Annotated in this window: 15 protein-coding genes and 1 pseudogene; 9 read left to right on the forward strand and 7 right to left on the reverse strand. The window is 70.7% G+C overall.

All coding sequences use genetic code 11. The annotated features are described in order from the left end of the window. The first annotated feature begins 83 nt into the window (after window positions 1–83). The 6 genes and pseudogenes from J4573_RS27145 to J4573_RS27170 all read left to right on the forward strand — a co-directional run bounded on the left by J4573_RS27145 (window position 84) and on the right by J4573_RS27170 (window position 6,260). Window positions 84–875: a polysaccharide deacetylase family protein gene (locus tag J4573_RS27145; protein WP_208258684.1), complete on the forward strand. Its 792-nt coding sequence runs from the start codon at window positions 84–86 to the stop codon at window positions 873–875. Next, window positions 872–2,056, forward strand: coding sequence for a serine hydrolase domain-containing protein (locus J4573_RS27150; RefSeq protein WP_208258685.1), 1,185 nt, complete (start codon window positions 872–874; stop codon window positions 2,054–2,056). Before J4573_RS27145 ends, J4573_RS27150 begins: the two co-directional genes overlap by 4 nt. A gap of 1 nt (window position 2,057) precedes the next feature. Next, window positions 2,058–2,609, forward strand: a complete 552-nt coding sequence (locus J4573_RS27155; protein WP_208258686.1) for a GNAT family N-acetyltransferase — start codon at window positions 2,058–2,060, stop codon at window positions 2,607–2,609. A gap of 130 nt (window positions 2,610–2,739) precedes the next feature. Continuing rightward, window positions 2,740–4,757 (forward strand): annotated as a pseudogene (gene fusA, locus J4573_RS27160) (elongation factor G). Window positions 4,758–5,004: 247 nt separating this feature from the next. Beyond that, window positions 5,005–5,346, forward strand: coding sequence for an ArsR/SmtB family transcription factor (locus J4573_RS27165; RefSeq protein WP_208258687.1), 342 nt, complete (start codon window positions 5,005–5,007; stop codon window positions 5,344–5,346). Beyond that, window positions 5,346–6,260 (forward strand): SRPBCC family protein, encoded by a 915-nt coding sequence (locus J4573_RS27170; protein ID WP_208258688.1) that lies wholly within the window; start codon window positions 5,346–5,348, stop codon window positions 6,258–6,260. The genes J4573_RS27165 and J4573_RS27170 overlap by 1 nt, the downstream gene beginning before the upstream one ends. Before the next feature lie 21 nt (window positions 6,261–6,281). On the opposite strand, the gene J4573_RS27175 is transcribed toward J4573_RS27170, so the two are convergent. Next, window positions 6,282–7,085, reverse strand: a complete 804-nt coding sequence (locus J4573_RS27175) for an alpha/beta hydrolase (protein WP_243773624.1) — start codon at window positions 7,083–7,085, stop codon at window positions 6,282–6,284. Window positions 7,086–7,415: 330 nt separating this feature from the next. Beyond that, window positions 7,416–7,889, reverse strand: coding sequence for a MarR family winged helix-turn-helix transcriptional regulator (locus J4573_RS27180; protein WP_208258689.1), 474 nt, complete (start codon window positions 7,887–7,889; stop codon window positions 7,416–7,418). A 123-nt stretch (window positions 7,890–8,012) separates the two neighbouring features. Here J4573_RS27180 and J4573_RS27185 point away from each other — a divergent pair, with 123 nt between their 5' ends. From J4573_RS27185 to J4573_RS27195, 3 genes are all read left to right on the forward strand, one after another. Next, window positions 8,013–10,097: an MMPL family transporter gene (locus tag J4573_RS27185; RefSeq protein ID WP_243773625.1), complete on the forward strand. Its 2,085-nt coding sequence runs from the start codon at window positions 8,013–8,015 to the stop codon at window positions 10,095–10,097. Window positions 10,098–10,245: 148 nt separating this feature from the next. Continuing rightward, window positions 10,246–10,431, forward strand: a complete 186-nt coding sequence (locus J4573_RS27190) for a DivIVA domain-containing protein (RefSeq protein ID WP_208258691.1) — start codon at window positions 10,246–10,248, stop codon at window positions 10,429–10,431. 161 nt (window positions 10,432–10,592) lie between these two features. Beyond that, a complete protein-coding gene (locus J4573_RS27195; RefSeq protein ID WP_208258692.1) occupies window positions 10,593–11,822 on the forward strand; it encodes a beta-ketoacyl-[acyl-carrier-protein] synthase family protein in 1,230 nt (409 codons plus the stop codon). On the opposite strand, the gene J4573_RS27200 is transcribed toward J4573_RS27195, so the two are convergent. The 5 genes from J4573_RS27200 to J4573_RS27220 all read right to left on the reverse strand — a co-directional run bounded on the left by J4573_RS27200 (window position 11,819) and on the right by J4573_RS27220 (window position 19,473). Next, a complete protein-coding gene (locus J4573_RS27200; protein WP_208258693.1) occupies window positions 11,819–12,274 on the reverse strand; it encodes a nitroreductase family deazaflavin-dependent oxidoreductase in 456 nt (151 codons plus the stop codon). The genes J4573_RS27195 and J4573_RS27200 overlap by 4 nt on opposite strands. A gap of 50 nt (window positions 12,275–12,324) precedes the next feature. Continuing rightward, window positions 12,325–12,690, reverse strand: a complete 366-nt coding sequence (locus J4573_RS27205) for a hypothetical protein (RefSeq protein WP_208258694.1) — start codon at window positions 12,688–12,690, stop codon at window positions 12,325–12,327. 98 nt (window positions 12,691–12,788) lie between these two features. Then, a complete protein-coding gene (locus tag J4573_RS27210) occupies window positions 12,789–15,881 on the reverse strand; it encodes a discoidin domain-containing protein (RefSeq protein ID WP_208258695.1) in 3,093 nt (1,030 codons plus the stop codon). Window positions 15,882–15,913: 32 nt separating this feature from the next. Then, window positions 15,914–17,242 carry a beta-1,3-glucanase family protein gene (locus J4573_RS27215; RefSeq protein WP_208258696.1) on the reverse strand — a complete coding sequence of 443 codons (1,329 nt, stop codon included), beginning with the start codon at window positions 17,240–17,242 and terminating at the stop codon, window positions 15,914–15,916. Window positions 17,243–17,256: 14 nt separating this feature from the next. After that, on the reverse strand, window positions 17,257–19,473 hold the full coding sequence (locus J4573_RS27220; protein WP_208258697.1) for a discoidin domain-containing protein: 2,217 nt from the start codon (window positions 19,471–19,473) through the stop codon (window positions 17,257–17,259). Between the last annotated feature and the right edge of the window lie 26 nt (window positions 19,474–19,499).

Consider the following 19,499-nt stretch of genomic DNA (forward strand, 5'->3'; position numbering starts at 1 on the left):
TTCTCGGACTGGGGGCGGGTTGTGCCGGAGAGCGCACCACCCCGATAGTTGTTTGCGGCGATTTCTGGGGGAACGGGGAGAGCATGGCGGGGCTGAACAGGCGGCAGGCGATCGTCTCCATGGCGGCCGCGGCGGTGGGGGTCGGCGCGGGCGCCGCCCCTGAGCTGCTCGGGCTGCGGAACGGGAGCCAGGCGCACGCCGACCATCACAACCCGAAGAAGCCCAAGCCGCCGCCGGACCCCGGCTACGCGCACGGCCAGCCGATGCACGCGGTGCAGAACCCCGTGCACAGCCTCCGGGACCTGACGCCGCCCGCGCCGCCGAACGCGATCGCGCTGACGATCGACGACGGCCCGCATCCTCGCTACACGCCGATGATGCTCGACCTGCTGGCCGAGTTCGGCGTGGTCGCGACGTTCAACCTGATCGGGCGGCAGGTGCTGGAGTTCCCCGCGGTCGTGCGGCGGATCGCCGAGTCGGGCCACCAGCTCGCCGACCACACCGTGAACCACCCGCTGAACCTGGTGCGGCTCCCGCCCGCGACCATGGAGAAGGAGATCTCCGAGGCGCACGACCAGATCGCGCAGACGACCGGGCGGTCGCCCAAGTTCTTCCGTTCGCCGGGCGGCGCGTGGTCGCCGGGCGTCGTGCAGACCGCGACCGCGCACGGGATGATCTGCGTCGACTGGAAGATCGATCCGCGCGACTGGGCACGGCCGGGCACCGCCCACATCTCCGCCGAGATGCTCAAGGCGCAGGCCGCCGACGTGCTGCTCTGCCACGACGGCGGCGGCGACCGGACGCAGACCATCGAGGCGCTGCGCAGCGTCATCCCCGCGCTCAAGCAACGCGGCCTGACCTTCGTCGCGCTGTGACCCCCGATCCACCGGGCCTGTGCAGGGCGTGGTTGGACTCGGGCGGCGAGCGCTACGAGTCGCGCGGGGTCCGCAGCGCCGAGGATCCGATGCCGGTCGACGAGGACACGCTGTTCCGCGTGGCCTCGGTCAGCAAGCTGATCACAGGCGCCGCGATCACCGCGCTGGGCGTCGACGTGGACTCGGCGGTCCGCGACCACCTGCCGGACTTCCGGCTCGCCGACGCCGATGCGGCCGGACGGATCACGGTCCGGGACCTGCTGACGCATCGCGCCGGGTTCGCGCCCGACGTCAACAAGGACCGCCTGGCCGACGAGCTGGACGCCGGCGCGCTGGCCCGGGCCGTCGCCGACCTCGCCGTCGCGCCGCAGATCTCCCCGCCGGGCCGCTACTACGGCTACAGCAACGCGGGCTTCATGGTCCTCGCCCGGATCGTCGAGGTGGTGGCGGGGGAGCCGTTCGAGCACGCCGCGCGCCGCCTGGTCCTCGAACCGGCGGGCATGCGGCGCTCCACGTACTTCACCGACGAGGCGGTCACCCACCCGGTGGCCCTCGGCCATGGGGGCGAGCCTCCGCGCGTGCTGCGGCCGTGGGGCCGGTCGAGGGCGCGCAACGGCCAGGGCGGGCTCATGACCACCGCCCGCGACCTGATCGCGTTCGCCCGGTACACCCTGGCCGACCCGGGTCCGGCCTGGGAGCCGCTCGCCGACGGGTTCGACCAGGGCTCGCACGTTGGCGTCGCCTGGAACGTCTTCGACCTCCCCGGCGGAGGGCGGGCGGCCGGGCACGCGGGCCACACCAAGGGCTACACCGCTCGCCTCACACTGCTGCCCGACAGCGGCCGCGCGTTCGTCATCCTGGCCAACTCCGAGAACGCCGGACCGTTCCTCGACCGGGAGACGGCCGCCGCGCTCGGGCTGCCGGCCGAGCCGGAGCACGAGTTCCTGGCGGCGCCGGACGTCCGCGACCATCTCGGCGTCTACACCGACGGCTCCGACCAGATCCGCGTCGACGGAGTGCCGGACGGGGTGGTCCTGTCGGAGCAGGGCCTCGGCCGCGTACGCTTCATCGCCCCGGACGAGGGCCGGGCCGATCATGGCCTGCTCGTCCGCTTCCTCCGCGAGGACGGGCGGGTCTCCCATCTCCGCCTCGCGGGCAAGCTCCTGCGGAAGGTCTCCTGACATGGACCACGACGGCTCGCGCGTGACGCTGCGCCCGCTGACCGGCGAGGACGAGGACGAGTTCGTCAAGCTCGTCCTCGACAGCGCCGAACTGCACCATCCCTGGATGTCCCTGCCCGCGACGCCGGAGCGGTTCCGCGCGTTCCTCGCGGGCTTCGACCCGGCGTCCTCGGAGAGCCTGCTGGTCTGCCTGCGCGACTCGGGCGCCGCCGCCGGAATGATCAACATCAAGGAGATCATCCGCGGCCGCTACCAGGGCGCCACGATCAGCTATGCGGCGTTCGCGCCCAGCGCGGGGCGCGGCTACCTGACCGAGGGCATGCGGCTGGCGCTGCGCCACGCCTTCGAGGACCTGCGGCTGCACCGCCTGGAGGCCAACATCCAGCCCGCCAACCACGCCTCGCTCCGGCTGGTCGCGCGGGCCGGCTTCCGCAAGGAGGGCTACTCGCCCGACTACCTCTTCATCGACGGCGCCTGGCGGGACCACGAGCGCTGGGCCATCACCGCGCCCTCCGCAGGCTTCGTCCCGCACTCGTCGATGCCGATCCACTGATCCCTCGCCGCGGGCGGTGACGGCCGCATGCCCGAAAAATGGCGTGCGGTGGCGTGATCTCCGACTCGATACTGGTGGGCGCGTACGGCCGGTCGTCGTATCCCATCGGATCGAGAAAGGAATCACAGCCATGACCACCACGACCCGTCAGGACCTGACCAAGGTCCGCAACATCGGGATCATGGCGCACATCGATGCGGGCAAGACGACGACGACCGAGCGGATCCTCTACTACACCGGCGTCTCGTACAAGATCGGCGAAGTCCACGACGGCACCACGACGATGGACTACACCGACCAGGAGCGAGAACACGGGATCACGATCACCTCGGCGGCGACCACCTGCCACTGGGACGGCCATACCGTCACGATCATCGACACGCCGGGGCACGTCGACTTCACCATCGAGGTGGAGCGCTGCCTGCGCGTGCTCGACGGCGCGGTGGCGGTGTTCGACGCCGTCGCGGGCGTGGAGCCGCAGTCGGAGACGGTGTGGCGCCAGGCCGACCGCTACGGCGTCCCGCGGATCTGCTTCGTCAACAAGCTCGATCGCGCCGGCGCCGACTTCGTGCGCTGCGCCGCGATGATCGGTGAACGGCTCGGCGCCGTGCCGCTGGTCGTCCAGTTGCCGATCGGGGCCGAGGCGGGCTTCACGGGCGTCGTCGACCTCGTCGGCATGCGCGCGTTCGTCTGGCCGGAGTCCGGCGACGACTTCGCGGTCGTCGACGTCCCGGACTCGCACGCCGACGCGGCGCGCGAGTGGCGGGCCCGGCTGGTCGAGGCCGTGGCCGAGCACGACGAGGAGGTCATGCGCCTGTTCGCCGACGGTGTGGAGCCGGGCGAGGAGCCGCTGCACGCGGCGATCCGCAGGCTCACCATCGCGGGCACGGCCACCCCGGTGCTCGGCGGCACCGCGTTCAAGAACAGGGGCGTCCAGCCGCTGCTCGACGCGGTCGTCCGCTACCTTCCCTCGACGTGGCGGGCGGGGCGCGGCCGTCGGGCGATGAGCCGCTGGCCGCGCTGGCGTTCAAGGTCGCGACCGACCCGCACCTGGGCAAGCTGACGTTCGTGCGGATCTACTCCGGCCGGATGGAGCCGGGCACCTCGGTGCTCAACTCGGTCAAGGGCCGCAGGGAGCGGATCGGCAAGCTCTACCGCATGCACGCCGACAAGCGCGCGGCGGTCGAGTCGGCGGGCGCGGGCGACATCGTGGTCGTGATGGGCCTCAAACAGACCACCACCGGGGAGACCCTGTGCGACGAGAGCACGCCGGTCGTGCTGGAGTCCATGGACTTCCCGGCTCCGGTCCTCGAGGTCGCCATCGAGTCCGGCGACGGCGAGCGCCTCCGCCTGGCGATCCAGCGGCTCGTCGAGGAGGACCCCTCGTTCCGGGTGCACACCGACAAGGAGACCGGCCAGACCGTCATCGGCGGGATGGGCGAGCTCCACCTGTCGCTGCTGGTCGAACGGATGCAACGCGAGTTCAAGGTCGAGGCCGCGGTCGGCAGGCCGCGCGTCGCCTATCGCGAGACCATCCGCGGCCGGGTGACCGGCCACGACCACACCTACAAGAAGCAGAACGGAGGCAGGGGCCAGTACGCCAAGGTCCAGATCGCGCTCGAGCCGATCGAGGAGGGCTACGAATTCGTGAACGAGGTCACCGGCGGCCGCATCCCGAAGGAGTTCATCCCTTCGGTGGACGCCGGCTGCCAGGACGCCCTGCAGTTCGGGATCCTGGCCGGGTACGAGATGACGGGCGTACGGGTCACGCTGCTCGACGGCGACTTCCACGTGAAGGACTCCTCGGAGCCGGCGTTCCGCCAGGCCGGCCTCCTCGCCTTCAAGGAGGCCGCCCGCCTGGCCTCGCCGGTGCTGCTGGAGCCCGTCATGGCGGTCGAGGTCACCACGCCCGAGGAGTACATGGGCGAGGTGATCGGTGACCTGAACGCGCGCCGTGGCCACATCCGGGCAATGGGTGAGCGCTCGGGCGCCCGCGTTCTGGACGCCGTGGTGCCGCTCGCGGAGATGTTCGGCTATGTCGGCGACCTCCGTGGCCGTACCTCGGGCCGTGCGAGCTACACCATGCAGCTCGACGGTTACGCCGAGGTCCCGCGCCATCTCGTGGACGCGGTCATCGCCGAGGCCTGACCGGCGAACGCCCATGCCCCGCCGGGGGCATGGGCGTTCCACCCGGCCGGTTGTGGCCTATGGACGAACGTTGCACCCGGCTATTTCGTCGGTGCTGCCGGTTACGTTCGCGGTGTGAAGCTGGTCATGCAGGTGAAGCTGCTGCCGACGCCTGAGCAACCTGGACTGGCACCGGCTCCCGCCGCCGCGCCGGGCGGGAGCCGGTGCCGCTTGACTTCTTATATTCCTCGCTGGGTATATTGCTGGCATGGCATCTACGTTCGAGGTGCTGGCCGAGCCGCGGCGGCGGCAGATCCTGGATCTGCTGCGCGGCGGGGAACAACCGGTCGGCGAGCTGGTGGAACGGCTGGCGCTGAGCCAGCCCACGGTGTCCAAGCATCTGAAGGTGCTGCGCGGGGCCGGGCTCGTCGAGGTCCGCCGCGACGCGCAACGCCGCCTCTACCGGCTGCGCCTGGAGCCGCTGGCCGAAATCGACGCGTGGCTCGCGCCCTACCGCGCCCTCTGGTCCGCCAGCCTGGACGCCCTCGAACGGCACCTGGACGCCATGCCGGACGACGCCGAGCTGGACGACGACATCGAGGACTCGTGATGACTCAGGACGCGATTCTGCAGACGGTGAACGGAGAGCCGACGCTGCGCTTCGAGCGCAGGCTCGCCCACCCGCCCGCGAAGGTGTGGCGGGCCGTGAGCGACCCGGCCCAGATGGGGAGCTGGTTCCCGACGGCGGTCGAGGCCGAGCTGCGCCCCGGCGCGCCCATGCGCTTCACCTTCCCGGAGGAGGCGGTCGTGGACGGCTCGTGGGACGGGGAGGTGCTCGAGGTCGACCCGCCGAAGGTGTACATGTTCCGCTGGAACGCCGACGTCCTGCGCTTCGAGATCATCCCCGAGGGCGACGGCTGCCTGCTGGTGTTCACGCAGACCCTCGGCGGCGGCGCGGTCGGACGCCTCGGTGCGGGCCGTACGGCCGCGGGCTGGGACACCTGCCTCGACGTGCTGGCCGCGGGACTGGACGGCACGACCGTGGAGCCCCGCACCGACTGGCTCACGCCGATGGAGGGCTACATCGAGAAGTTCGGCATCGGCGAGGGCGCGGTGTCGGGCAGCGAGGTGCGCTTCGCCCGCGACCTGGTCTGGAAGCCGGCCGAGAAGGTCTGGGAGCTGCTGGTCGAGGGCTCCGCGCCCGAGGTCGGCGGCGAGCCCCCGGCGCGCGCCGTGAACGACTACGTCCCGGCGGGCGAGCTGACCGTGGTCGATGCGCCGCACGTGCTGGAGTACCGGGCCCTGGACGGCGGAACGGTGCGCTGGGAGATCGTCTCCGACCCCAGGCTCGGCGTGCGCACCGAGCTGACGCAGACGCTGCCGCCCGCCGACCGGCTGCCGGTCACGCTCGCCGCGTGGCACGTGCACATGGAGCTGTTCTTCGCGGCCGTCATGGGCGAGATCCGCTGCCCGTGGCCGAAGGAACGGACCGAGCGGCTCGCGGAGCACTACGCGAGCCGCTGACGGGTCGTAGGAGCCTGGCCGTCAGGCGCCGATGGAGGCGCGCAGGGCCGGGTAGGCGTTGTGCAGCTCCCGCTGCCAGTACGGCCAGCTGTGCTGCCCGTCGTAGTAGCGCGTCGTCACGGGGATGCCGAGAGCGTTCAGCCGGCCGACGAACGCGCGGGCGTTGTCGTTGGCGGCGGACTCGACCGGGTCGGTGAACGGCAGGCCGCCGAGCGGCCCGGTCTTGCCGTTGCCGGCGGCCACCCACAGCTTGGTGCCGGCCAGCCTGTCGGCCAGGTCGTACGGGTTGTGCGCGTGCCAGATCGAGGCCTGGTCGTCCGGGTCGCCCCAGACACGGCGCCAGTCGGTGCCCGGGCAGGTGAACGACGGGCCCCAGCCGGTGGAGTCGTCGCCGGGCTTGTGGTTGAGGAGGGTGTCCAGGTAGCCGCTGAACGCGGCGGCCATCCGGAACGAGCCGCGGAACCTGGCCGCGTACTCCATGGTGCCGAGGCCGCCCATGGAGTTGCCCGCGATCGCCCGCACCGTGCTGGCGCGGTACCGGCTCTCCAGGATCTGCCGCAGCTCGGTCATGTGGAACGTCTCCCAGGCGGGCGGGCCGCCGTTGCCGTAGTTCCACCAGTCGGAGTAGTTGCCGCACCGGCCGGCCTCGGGCATGACGACGATGACGTTCGACGAGGCGGTGAGGGACGCGACGTCGGTCTCACGGGTCCAGGCGGTGTAGTCGTCGGCGCCGCCGTGCAGAAGCCAGAGCGTCGGCCAGGTGCGCGAGGAGGTCTTCGACCATCCATTCGGCACGAGCAGCCGCACCTTTTCCTGTGCGTTCATCGCGGGGGACTGGATGGTGAGATCGATGGTGCGCGAAGCGACCGTTGTTTCCGCGACGACGGTCGCCTGCGCCGCCATTGCCGGCCGTGCGGCCGGAAAGGCGAGTAGATACGAAACGAGCAGGACGAAGCATCCCACCAGCGAGGTGGGGGTCGCACGTCGACCCAATGCGGGGGCCTTTCGAACCGGCCGGTGGGGTGGAACCGGCCTTTCGGCGGGGGAACGCATCGATGCTGTGAAAGGCATTCCCGAAGTGGCCGAGTGGTAAATGCCCGGTGACCACTTATACGATATTTCCCCGCGTTATCGAGGCGATGGGCTCATGGCCACTCAGTGACCGCAGCCGCCCCAGCGGCCGCCGCTGTAGCGCTCGATGATGTTGATCAGCACCCGCCGCGCCGCGGCGCTGTCCTCGGGCGTGCCCTCGTCGAGGGTCCCGAGCCGCTTGTCGGCGACCTCACGGGCCCGCTCCAGCACCTGGGCGCCGTCCTCGGTGCGCTCGACCAGGACGCGGCGCCGGTCGCCCGGGTCGCGGTGGCGCATGACCAGCCCGTCCCGCTCCAGGCCGTCGATGGTGCGGCTGATCGTCTGGTCCTGGACGCCGCACCGCCCGGCGAGCTCACGCTGAGTGATCGCGTCCTCGTTCAGGGCGTCGAGAATGCGGATTCCGGCGTGCGTGACACCGAGCTCGGCGATCCCGGCGTCGAAGGCGTGTTCGACGAGCCGGGCGGCCGCGGTGAGGAGCTTGCCGGTGTGCCAGGTCGCCAGTTCGTTGGCGGGGTGGGATCGCGACTGGTCAGACATCGTTCATCAGGAAGTAACAGGGGTCGGTGGACTGCGGTGACACCAGCGTACTTAAGCTAACCATCAGCATGCTGAACGCTCGCTAACGGAGGAACCCCCCACGTGATACGCAGAGTAGCGGCCTTGCCGAGTGGTCGGTGGGCCAAATGGATCATTCTGGGCGTCTGGATCGCCCTCCTGATACCGGCGTTCGCGTTCGCCGGGAAGCTCGGGGACGTCGAGAAGAACGACATGTCGGCGTGGCTGCCCAAGGACGCCGAGGCGACCAAGGTGCTCGACCAGGCCGCCACGTTCCAGCCCAGCGACACGATGCCGGCGGTCGTGATCTACGACCGGGCCGGCAGCGTCACCCCGGCCGACCTGACCAAGGCCAAGGCCGACGCCGTCGCGTTCAAGGGCGTCAAGGACGTGGAAGGTGCCGTACAGGGGCCGGTGCCGTCCAAGGACGGCAAGGCGCTGCAGACGGTCGTGACGATCAAGCTCGGCTCGGAGGGCTGGGCGGGCGCGACCAAGGCCGTCGACAAGATGCTCGACATCGCCAAGGGCAATTCCGGCGGGCTGGGCGTCCACGTCACGGGCATGGGCGGCTACGCGGCGGACTCGGGCAAGATCTTCACCCAGGGGAACTCGCTGGGACTGATCACCGCCGTGGTGGTCATCGTCATCCTGCTGTTCACCTATCGCAGCCCGTTGCTGTGGTTGCTGCCGCTGCTCACCGCGGGCGGGGCGCTGTTCGGCGCCGAGGCGGTGGTCTACCTGCTCGCCAAGCACGCGGGCCTCACGGTCAACGCGCAGTCGGCGTTCATCATCACCGTGCTGGTGTTCGGGGCGGCGACCGACTACGCGCTGCTGCTCATCGCCCGGTACCGCGAGGAACTGCGGCGGCACGAGGACCGGCACGAGGCGATGGCCGAGGCCCTGCACCGTTCCGGCCCGGCGATCGTCGCCAGTGCCGCCACGGTCGCGATCAGCCTCATGGTCCTGATGCTCGCGACGCTCAACTCGACCAAGGGCCTCGGCCCGGTCTGCGCGATCGGCATCCTGGTCGGCCTGCTCGCGATGGTCACCCTGATGCCCGCCCTGCTGGTCATCTTCGGCCGCTGGATCTTCTGGCCGAAGCGTCCCTCGTACGGCTCGCCGGAGCCGACCTCCGACGGCCTCTGGACGCGCGTCGGCGCCCGCGTCGCGGCCCGCCCGCGCCTGGTGTGGATCGGCACCGCAGTGGTGCTGGCCGCGCTGTCGATCGGCCTGGTCGGCATGAAGGCCGACGGCATCCCGCAGAAGGACCAGTTCACCAAGAAGACACAGGCCGTCGTCGGCGAGGAGATCCAGGCCGCGCACTTCCCGGCCGGGTCGGGCGACCCGATCTACGTCGTCGCCAAGGCCTCGGCGGCCGACCAGGTGAAGACCACGCTGCAGGGCGTCCCCGGCGTCGTCGCGGTCGAGCAGCCGATCCTGAAGAACGGCGACGCGTTCATCCTCGCGACGCTGAAGGACGCGCCCAACAGCAAGCCCGCGATGGACACCGTCAAGAAGGCCCGTACGGCGGTGCACGGCATCTCCGGCGCGGAGGCGCGGCTCGGCGGCGGCACGGCGATCACGCTCGACATGGAGAACGCGGCGGCCCGCGACTCCAAGGTGATCATCCCGGTCGTGCTGGTCGTGGTGTTCCTCATCCTCGCGCTGCTGCTGCGCGCGGTCGTCGCGCCGCTGCTGCTGATGGGAACGGTCGTGCTGTCGTTCGGCGCGGCCCTCGGCGTGAGCGTGCTGATGTTCGAGCACGTGTTCAAGTTCGGCGGGATGGACGCCTCGTTCCCGCTGATGGCCTTCGTCTTCCTGGTCGCGCTCGGGATCGACTACAACATCTTCCTGGTCACCCGGGTCAGGGAGGAGGCCATGCTGCACGGCACCCGGCGCGGAGCGCTGGCGGGGCTGTCGGCCACCGGCGGCGTCATCACCTCGGCGGGCCTGGTGCTCGCGGGCACGTTCGCCGCGCTCGGCTCGATGCCGATGGTGTTCGCGGCCGAGCTCGGCTTCACGGTCGCGTTCGGCGTGCTGCTGGACACCCTCATCGTCCGGTCGGTGCTGGTCACCGCGCTCACGCTGGACGTCGGCCGCCGGATGTGGTGGCCGAGCGCGCTGTCCAAGCCGGGCGCCGAGCCCCCGGCCGGGGAGCAGGACCCCGAGCTCGCCCTCGCGGGCAAGTAGCGCGAACGCCCGCCGTGCCCCAGATCCGGGGCGCGGCGGGCGTGCCTACTCACCACGTGCGCATCCGGCGCCCGCGAATAGGCGCGTTCGCAACACCTCCACACGAATCACCGCCCACGCGTCGCGGCGCGTGCTAGGAGAAGGGCCCATGAACGACGACCTTCACCTGAGGCTCACCCCCGAGGCCGTACAGAACCAGCGCTTCAGCACGAGGCGGCTGCTGCCCGGATACGCGATGGACGAGGTGGACGCCTTCCTCGACCAGATCAAGCACGAGATGGCCCGGCTGATCCAGGAACGCGACGCCGCCAGGCGCGGCTCGCGCCTTGAGTGACAGGGGTGAAACGCATTGGTATACGGGTCTGCCTGCAATGGTTCGTCCTTCTGTCCGCACCTGACAAACCGTGCGGGCAGACCGGCGCGCACCGCTACAAGTGCCCGGCCCGGCCCCGCCGCTAGCGTCACCTCGTCCCCGGCGAGATCACGAGGTGGCGGATGCAGCGGCCCGATGGAACACCCCGAGTGGTGGTGACCGGCATGGGCGTGAGGAGCCCGGCCGGAAACGACCCTTCGGAGGCCTACGCGACCGTGACGTCGGGGAAGGGCCAGGCCGCGCATCTGCCCGAACTGCTGGACGCGGGGCTGCCGGTCACGTTCGGGTGCGCGGTGCGCGACTTCGAGTCCGGCCTCAGCAAGGTCGAGCGCAGGCGGCTGGACCGCGCCGCCCAGCTGGCGATCGCCGCCGCCGACGAGGCGATCACGGCGGCCGGGCCGGGCTTCTCCGGTGACGACCCGCTGCGCCGCGGGACGTACGTCGGCACCGCCTCCGCCAACCTGGCGTCCATCATCGCCCTCGGCGGGCACGAGCACGCGGGCACCCTGAACAAGGTCCCGGTCCCGACCGTGCCGACCATAATGGCGAACGCGGCCGCCGCGCAGATCTCCATCCGGCACGGTCATCGCGGCCCCTGCCTGACACTGGCCGCCGCGTGCGCGAGCGGCGCCACCGCGCTCGGCGAGGCGGCCCTGGCGATCCGTTCGGGCCGCATCGACGCGGCGATCGCCGGGGGAGTGGACGCCCTGCTGACGCCCTTCGTCGTCGCCGCGTTCGCGCGCCTGGGCGCGCTGTCGCGCCGCCGCGAGGATCCCGGCGCGGCCAGCCGGCCCTTCGACCCCGACCAGGACGGGTTCGTGATGGGGGAGGGCGCCGCGTTCCTCACGCTGGAACGGGCCGACCGCGCCGCCGCACGCGGCGCGCGGATCTACGGCGAGATCAGCGGCTACGCCGCCGCGTCCGACGGCGCGCACATCGTGACCCCGCGCGAGGACGGCCTGGTCGCCGCCGAGTGCATGCGCCGCGCCCTGGAGGACGCCGACCTCGGCGCGGACGAGATCGGCCACGTCAACGCCCACGCCACCGCCACGCCCGCCAACGACAACGCGGAGGTGGCCGCGATCGAGCGCTTCTTCGCCTCGTCGCCGCCCGTGACGGCCACCAAGGGCGTGACCGGCCACCTCCTCGGCGCGTGCGGCGCGTTCGAGGCCGTCATCGCGCTGATGAGCGCTGCCGACGGCCTCGTTCCGCCGACGGCCAACTTCACCGGCGGCACCGACCGGATCGACGTCGTCCACGGCGGCCCGCGCGAGATCCCGGTGGCGCCGGTGCTGTCGAACTCCTTCGGCTTCGGCGGCCACCACGCGTCGCTCGTGCTGACGCCGCCCTAGCCCGCGGCCTCGCTCTCGAGCTTGAAGACCGGGTGCTCGCCCTTCTCGGCCTCGTACTCGAACTGTTCCAGCGTGGCGTCCTTGCGGACGTCGAAGTAGGCGCCGACGGTCCGTGGATGCTCGGCCAGGTAGCGCTTCAGAACGGGTGCGGCCTGGTCGACCGTCGTCAGTTCGGTGACCTTGAGCGTCTCGATCTTCTTGCCCCGCTGCAGCGTCACCTTGCCGGCCGCCCGCGCGTTGCGGACCCAGCCGACCTCCCCGTACGGCGCCACGAGCCACCGCTCCCCGCCGTGCTCATGCGGGGCGACGGGCGTGCTGCGCGGGGTCCCGGTCTTGCGGCCGGCGACGGTGAGCAGGTAGATGCCGGGCGGACCGACGCCCTTGCGCAGCGCGAACGCCATCAGCCCGTCCCGCAGGCGGCCCAGCGAACTCGGCCGGTAGCTCTTGGCCATAACGTCCTCCCTGACGTCTGATCCGGAGCCTGCCCCCATGATCTCAGACGCTAGGGCCGCCGCGGGGGCCGGCGACCGGCCGCCAGCTCGTCGAAGACGTGATCAGGGTCGTTCTGGAGCCAGTAGCGGAACATCAGCGAGACCCCTCGCCCGTCCACCTCGAACGAGCTGATCGGGAGATCCGGGTCGACGAGGTAGCGCGGCCGCTGCCACTGCTGGGCCACCACGGCCAGCGGCCGGTCGCTCTCCAGGATCCAGGTCGCCTGGCCGCCCACGATCGTGGCCAGGTAGTAGCGGGCCAGGAGGTCGGCGACCACTTTGCTCAGCGGAACGTCGGGCGCCACCTCCACGACCTCGTCGTGCGGGATGGCGTCGTCTCCCGCCGCCACGCTGCTGCGGTTCACCGTGACGTTCATGGCGGCAGCTTAGGGGCGGGACGAAGGGCGCATCCCGTGGCCCGGCGTGCGCGACGGTGGCCGGGCCACGGGATGAGTGGTTCTCCTTGCGGTTGGTTCTACTTGCGTTTGGCGGAGGCGGGCCAGGACTGGATGCCCGCGCCGTAGGGGTAGAGGGGATCTCCGTAGGTGGTCGGGATGGTGGTGCCCGCGTCGATGTGACCGCGGATGTCGGTGCGCTGGGCGGCGGTCGCGCCCAGGTCGTAGGGGATGTTCCAGTCCTCGACGGCGTCCTCGGGGACGTCGGTGCCGCCGGGCTTGAGGACCTGGTCGACGCTGCGGGGGAGCTGCCAGGGCAGCTTGCCGCGGGGCGCGTAGTCGCCGAAGAGCAGGCTCGCCGTGGCGGGACCCACCTCCTCGCCGCCTCGGTACGTCATGACGATCGCGGACGCCAGGTCACGCCATTCGGTGATCACGGTCGGCCGGGGCAGGTCCATCACCACGACCACGGGGATGTTCTGGTTCTTGAAGTTCTGGATGACGGCCAGCTGGTCGGGCGGCAGGTAGGGCTTCTCCTTCACCCATGAGGTCGCGTGCGTGTAGGACGGCTCGCCCACCGCGACGATGGCGAGCTTGGGGGAGGGACCGCTGTCCTGGTAGACGTTCACTCCGGCCTTGGACGCGCGGGACTTGATCGCGTCGAGAAGGGTCTGCGAGCCGTACTCCTGATGGAAGTAGCTCGTCCAGATGCAGCACGCGCCGCCGTCGGTGGCGCGCGGTCCCGCCACGACGATGTTGTCGCCGGAGCTCAGCCTGAGCGGCAGGACGTTGTCGTTCTTCAGGACGGTGATGGACTCGCGCGCGGCCTGGTCGGCGAGCGCGGTGTAGGACGGCTGGTGGAAGCGGTACGGGCCGTTCACCGGGTCCCCGTAGGGGTGCTCGAAGACGCCGAGCTGGAACTTCAGCTTGAGGATCCGGGTGACCGCGTCGTTGATCCGCGCGATCGGGACGTTGGCCAGGAAGTCGGCCATGGTGAAGCCGGACGCGCCTGGGTCGGCGCCGCCCATCACGTCCGAGCCCGCGTTGGCCGCGCTCACCCAGGCGCCGGACGGCAGCCAGTCGGTGGTGATCAGGCCGGTGTAGCCGAGGTTGGTGCGCAGGTACGCCAGGATCTTGGCGCTGTTGCCCGCGCCCGGGCCGCCCGGGTCGAGGTACGAGCTGCCCGCGTAGCCCGGCATGATGTTGACCGCCCCGGCGTCCAGCGCGGCCTTCCACGGGATCATGTGGTACTTGATCGTCACGCCGTCGTAGGTGATGCCCGCCTCGCCGCCGGCGCCCTCGCCTGGCCAGTGCTTGACGGTCGCCAGGACGGAGCCGGGGTTCAGCTCGGGGCCGCCCTGAAGGCCTGAGACCAGGGCACGGACCTGGGCGGCGGCGACGTCGGCGTTCTCGCCGTTGCCCTCCTGGATGCGCGGATACAGGACCTTGGTGCCGACCTCGGCGAGCGGGCCGAGGACGCCGCGCGCCCCGACCTCCAGCTCCTCGCGGCGCTGCATCTCACCGAGCTTGTAGTCCAGCGGATAGTCCTTGCCCGCGGCGAGCGCGCTCTGCAGCGGATAGGTGGTCTGGTAGCCGGCGATGGTGTCGCCCGCGGAGACCGGCGGGATGCCCAGCCGGGTGCCGGACGCGTTGCGCAGCACGGTGTTCAGGTCGTTCGGCTGCGCGGGACCGAAGTGCCAGCCCGACCTGTTGTAGGTCTGGGCGTTGTAGAACATCTGGTACGCCTTCTCCTCGGGCGTCATGCGTCCGAGCAGGTCGGCGACCCTGGCGTCCACGGGACGCCGCCAGTCCTCGTAGGGCTCGATCGTCCCGTTCTTGTCCAGGTCGCGGGCGCCGCCGACGATGTTCACGCCGTCGTCTGCAGTCTCGATGTCCGGCAGGTAGACGCTGAACGTGCGGATCGACGAGGTTGTCCGGGTGCCGGAGCCGCTGACCGCGACGACGTACCACTTGTAGGTCCAGCGGTCGCTGATGTCCCACGACGGCGTGTAGTCGGTGCCGGTCGGCTCGGCGACCTTGGTGTAGAGGTCCAGCAGCGAGCCGGACGCGGTGAAGTCGTAGTCGGTGCGGCTGACGTTCAGCCACACCTCGTAGTGCGCGGCGCCCGACACGCCCGCCCACGACAGGGCGGGACGCCGGGTGTCGGTGATCATCGCCTTGTCGGCGGGCGAATTCAGCGCGAACTGGCCGGTGGTGCCCGGCGCCTTGGCCGGGCCCGACAGCAGCGGCGGCGTGGACGGCGGGCTGCCGGGCGTTCCGAAGACCTGGAACTCCCAGAACGAGTAGCCGTAGCCGGTGGCGCGGGCCGTTCCGTGGAAGCGGATGTAGCGGCCCTTGCCGGAGACGGTGAGGTTCTCGATCCCGCCCTTGCCGCTGGTCGTCGAGTAGATCGTCGACCAGTCCGAACCGTTGTCGGACACCTCCAGGCGGTAGCCGGTGGCGTAGGCGTTCTCCCAGTTGATGCTCACGCCGGTGATGGTCGCGGTGGCGCCGAAGTCGACGCGCAACCACTGGTCGTCGCTGGACTCGCTGGACCAGCGGGTGTTGGTGCGCCCGTCCAGCGCGGCGGCGGGCGCGTTGCCACCCTCCGAGGAGGACGCCGCGACCTGCTTGAACGCCGAGATCGGCGTGCCGGTCGGCGGCGGGCCCGTGCCGCCGGACGTGCCGTAGACCGAGAACTCCCAGAGAGAGTAGCCGTAGCCGGTCGCGCGCTCGGTCCCGTTCATCCGGATGTAGCGGCCGGTGCCCGAGACGTTGAGCGTCTGGGTGCCGCCGGTCCCGGTGGTGGTGGAGTAGATGGTCGTCCAGGTGGAGGCGTTCGCCGAGACCTGTATCTGGAAGGACTTGCCGTACGCCGCCTCCCAGTTGAGGACGACCTGGCTGATGTCGGCGCTGCCGCCCAGGTCGATCTGGATCCACTGCGGATCGCTGAACGCGCTGGACCAGCGCGTTCCGTTGTCGCCGTCCACGGCTGCCGAGGCGGGGAAGGCGTCGCCCTCGGTGGACGACGCGGTCGATGGCTTCTCGAGGGACAGCAGCGTCGCTGCTCGCGCCGGGTGCGCGGGCACGGTGAGGAGAGCGGCGAGCAGCGTGAGCGCTGCCACGAAAGCGGGCAGGCTCACGCCGCCTCGCCGCCGGAGTGCGGCGGTCATTGAGGCTCCGAGGGGTCTTTCGTTCTAGGGGGCTACCAGCCGACGGCCACCAGCAGGTACTGGGGGTCGCCGTGCGAGATGAACGAGGACTGTCCGGCGTAGTCGTCGTACGGGAACCCGTACGCGAGCTTGTTGAGCGCGTGGTCGTGCCAGAACTTGGCGTAGTAGTTGGCCGGCGCGGCCTTGTAGAACTGCGCCGGATCCGACCACTGGGACTGCGGCAGGTGGGCGACGTGCCGGTTGAGGGCCGAGCACATGCCCGCGCTCTGCGACAGCGGCCCCGCGCAGCCGAAGATCTGCTGCGAGGTGGCGGAGACGCCGACGCTGGAGGCGTAGGCGTTGAAGTAGTTCGCCTGCGCGCCGCCCGGCTGGAAGATCGGTGCGTTGCCGGGGGAGGGGATCCGGTACGGCGCCTCGACCTGCGCCAGCGAGTCGAACTCGGCCGGGACCTCGTTGGTGAACTTCTGGAAGGTCGCGTTGCGGTCCTCGGCGAACGTGGCCCGGTCCTCACCGACCTCGGTGTCGTAGCCGTCCTTGGCGTGCAGCCGCATCGCCAGCTTCAGCCCGAACCCGTCGACCCTGGTGGTGTTCCCGTTGAACACCGCCGGGCCGACCGTGAACTCGATGAAGTCCTGGTAGCGGCTGTTGGCCGAGCCGAGATAGAAGTACATCCGGCCCGCGGAGTTGGCGGGCATGTCGAGGTAGGGCTGCTCGGCGATCGAGTGCACCTGCCCGTTGAAGCTCCAGAACACCTGGTTGTCGGGGTACTTGCCGTTGGTGCGGTTGAGGACCTTGACCGTGAGGACGTTGTGCGCGGGAGGGATCGTGGAGGTGTCGCCCCAGAAGTCATCGGTGGGCGGCGTGGTCCCGCCGGTCGTGTGGACGGCGAAGCTCCACAGCGAGTAGCCGTAGGGCAGGCCACGGACCGTTCCGTACATGCGGATGTAGCGTCCGCTGCCGGAGACGTTCAGCGTCTGGGCGCCGCCCGTGCCGGTGGTGGTGGAGTAGATGCTGGTCCAGCTGGTGCCGTTGTCGGAGACCTGGATCTGGAACGACTTCCCGTAGGCGGCCTCCCAGTTGAGGACGACCTGGCACACCTCCTGGCGGCTGCCGAGGTCGACCTGGATCCACTGCGGGTCGCTGAACGCGCTGGACCAGCGGGTGCCCGCGTTGCCGTCGACGGCGGCGGACGCGGGGAACGCGCCGTTCTCGACGGACGAGGCGGTGGCGGGGCGGTTGAGTGCGGCATCGGCGGTGCCGCACGCCGCCGCGCCGCCGGTCCCCTGCAGGCCTGTGAGCACCAGGACACCGGTGCAGAAGGCCAGGAGGACCGACAGCGCGGCCGCGGCAGGGCGCTTCATGAAGATCTCTCCGCTCACGGGAAGCTGACGAGGTTGGAGGGGACGGTGTCGGTGCCCTGCGCCGGGCCTCCGGTGTTGTTGATGACGTGCGAGATCACGCCGTTGCCGCCGAGCGAGACGGTGAGCAGGTCGTGGAAGCGCACGCCGGATCGCGCCGGGACCTCGAACCCGCGCGCGGCGACGATCGAGGGGTTGACGTTGAAGTAGCAGTACGAGCCGAGACCCCAGCCCTCGTGCGTGGTGACCGAGTCGGAGACCTTGTAGGCCGCGTAGCCGTCATTGGAATCGCTCCGCCAGGCCGACTGGCTCGGCGGGTCGTAGGGCATCTCGTTCTGGAAGAAGATCGTTTTGCCGCCGTTGCCGTTCCAGACGACCTGGTACTTCTGGTAGTGCTCGACGAAGAGCCCGTAGGCGGTGACGTCGTCGCCGTTCACGGTGAGCCCGTTGTCGGCGGTGTTGACCGTCCAGCCGACGCCGGTGCCGTGGTCGGCGCGCCACGCCCAGATGTGGTCGATCAGTACGTCGTCGCTGTTGACCACCAGGCTGCCCGTCGCCTTGCCCGCGCCCGCGCCGCCGATCCGGAAGAACACGTCCTGGATCGAGGTGGGGTCGCCGGCGTGATCGGCGCTCGCCCCGTTCGGCCCGACCTGCAGCAGCGACGGCGAGTTGGTCGTGCCCGCGTCGAACAGCAGACCGGCCAGCTTGACCCCGTTCACGTCGGCGACGCTCATCGGGGTGACGCCGTTGTCGGGGATCAGCGTCGGGTAGCCGAGGCCGAGCACGACCGCGTCGGGCCGCGTCACGTTCAGCGTCTGGTTGAGGTGGTAGGCGCCGGGCGTGAACAGCAGGTTCAGGCCCTGCGCCAGCGCCGCGTTCAGCGTGGCGGCCGTGACGCCGGGCTTGGCCACGTAGAACTGGCTCAGCGGCAGCGACGAGCCGGGCGTCGAGCCGCCCGACCAGGACGTGCCGCGCGTGTTGTGACGCAGCGACGGGACGAAGACGTTGTACGCCCCGCCCGAGTCCACGTACAGGTACGGCTTCTCCCTGGTCACCGGGCTCGTGTCGAGCGTGGTGTACGGCGGGTTCGGGAAGCTCTGCGCGGGCGCCCCGATGACGCCCGAGAACACCTGGTTCCAGACGCCGTTCAGGTTGCCGCCGATCTGGCTGTCCCGGGTGAGCCACTGCTGCTGCGAGTACGGCTGTACCTGGCCGTCGATCTTGGAGTCGGCGATGTAGCCGCCGCTCGCCCAGCCGTAGCCGGTCGGCGCCAGGTTGAGGTTGCCGCGCACGTGGATGCGGCGGAACGGCGCGGCCTGCGAGACCGCCCACCGGTCCATGCCGCCGGACGGGGTGATCGACAGGTTCTCGGCGGACCGCCAGAAGTTCTGCGTGGCGTTGCCGTTGAACCAGCCCGCGTCCACGTTGACGGCGCCGTTGATCGTGACGTCGTCGGGGTTGCGGCCGAGGCCCGCGATCGAGGTGTAGAAGCCGATGTTGGCGTTGACGTTGTAGCTGCCCGGCTTGAACATCAGCGCGTACCGGCCGGTGCCGAACTGCGCGCTCTCCTGCTGCTTGAAGACCGAGTCCAGGCGGCTCTGGATGTCGCCCGCGGGCATCGACGGGTCGAACACGAGCACGTTCGGCCCGAGGTCGCCGCCGCCCGGCAGGCTGCTGCCCGAGCCGGTGTAGACCGAGAAGCTCCAGAGCGAGTAGCCGTAACCGGTGCCTCGGGCCGTCCCATACATGCGGACGTAACGGCCGGTCCCGGACACGTTGAGCGTCTGGGTGCCGCCGGTGCCGGAGACCGTCGAGTAGATCGTCGTCCAGTTGGCCGCGTCGTCGGAGACCTGGATCTGGAAGGCCTTGCCGTAGGCGGCCTCCCAGGCCAGCGTCACCTGGCACACGTCCTGGCGGCTGCCGAGGTCGACCTGCAGCCATTGGGGATCGCTGAACGCGCTCGACCAGCGCGTCGCCGCGTTGCCGTCGACCGCGGCCGAGGCGGCGAACGCGCCGCTCTCGGTGGACGACGCCGTGGCGGGCTTGTTCTGCGCGGCATCGCTGGTGCCGCATGCCGCAACGCGTGGCGCCGGCTTGGCGGCCGTGCTCGCCGCCGTGCTCGCCGTTGCCGGAAGGGAACCCGGCCAGGCGACGGCGGCGCCGAGCAGCAGCCCGCCGAGGGCCGCCGACCAGGGACGAGGGGAGAGGGATCGGAGGGGTGGGAACGGACGCATGCGCGGCTCCTCACGAGCGTGAAGCG

This window comes from Actinomadura barringtoniae, assembly GCF_017573505.1.
Taxonomy (GTDB): Bacteria; Actinomycetota; Actinomycetes; order Streptosporangiales; family Streptosporangiaceae; genus Spirillospora; species Spirillospora barringtoniae.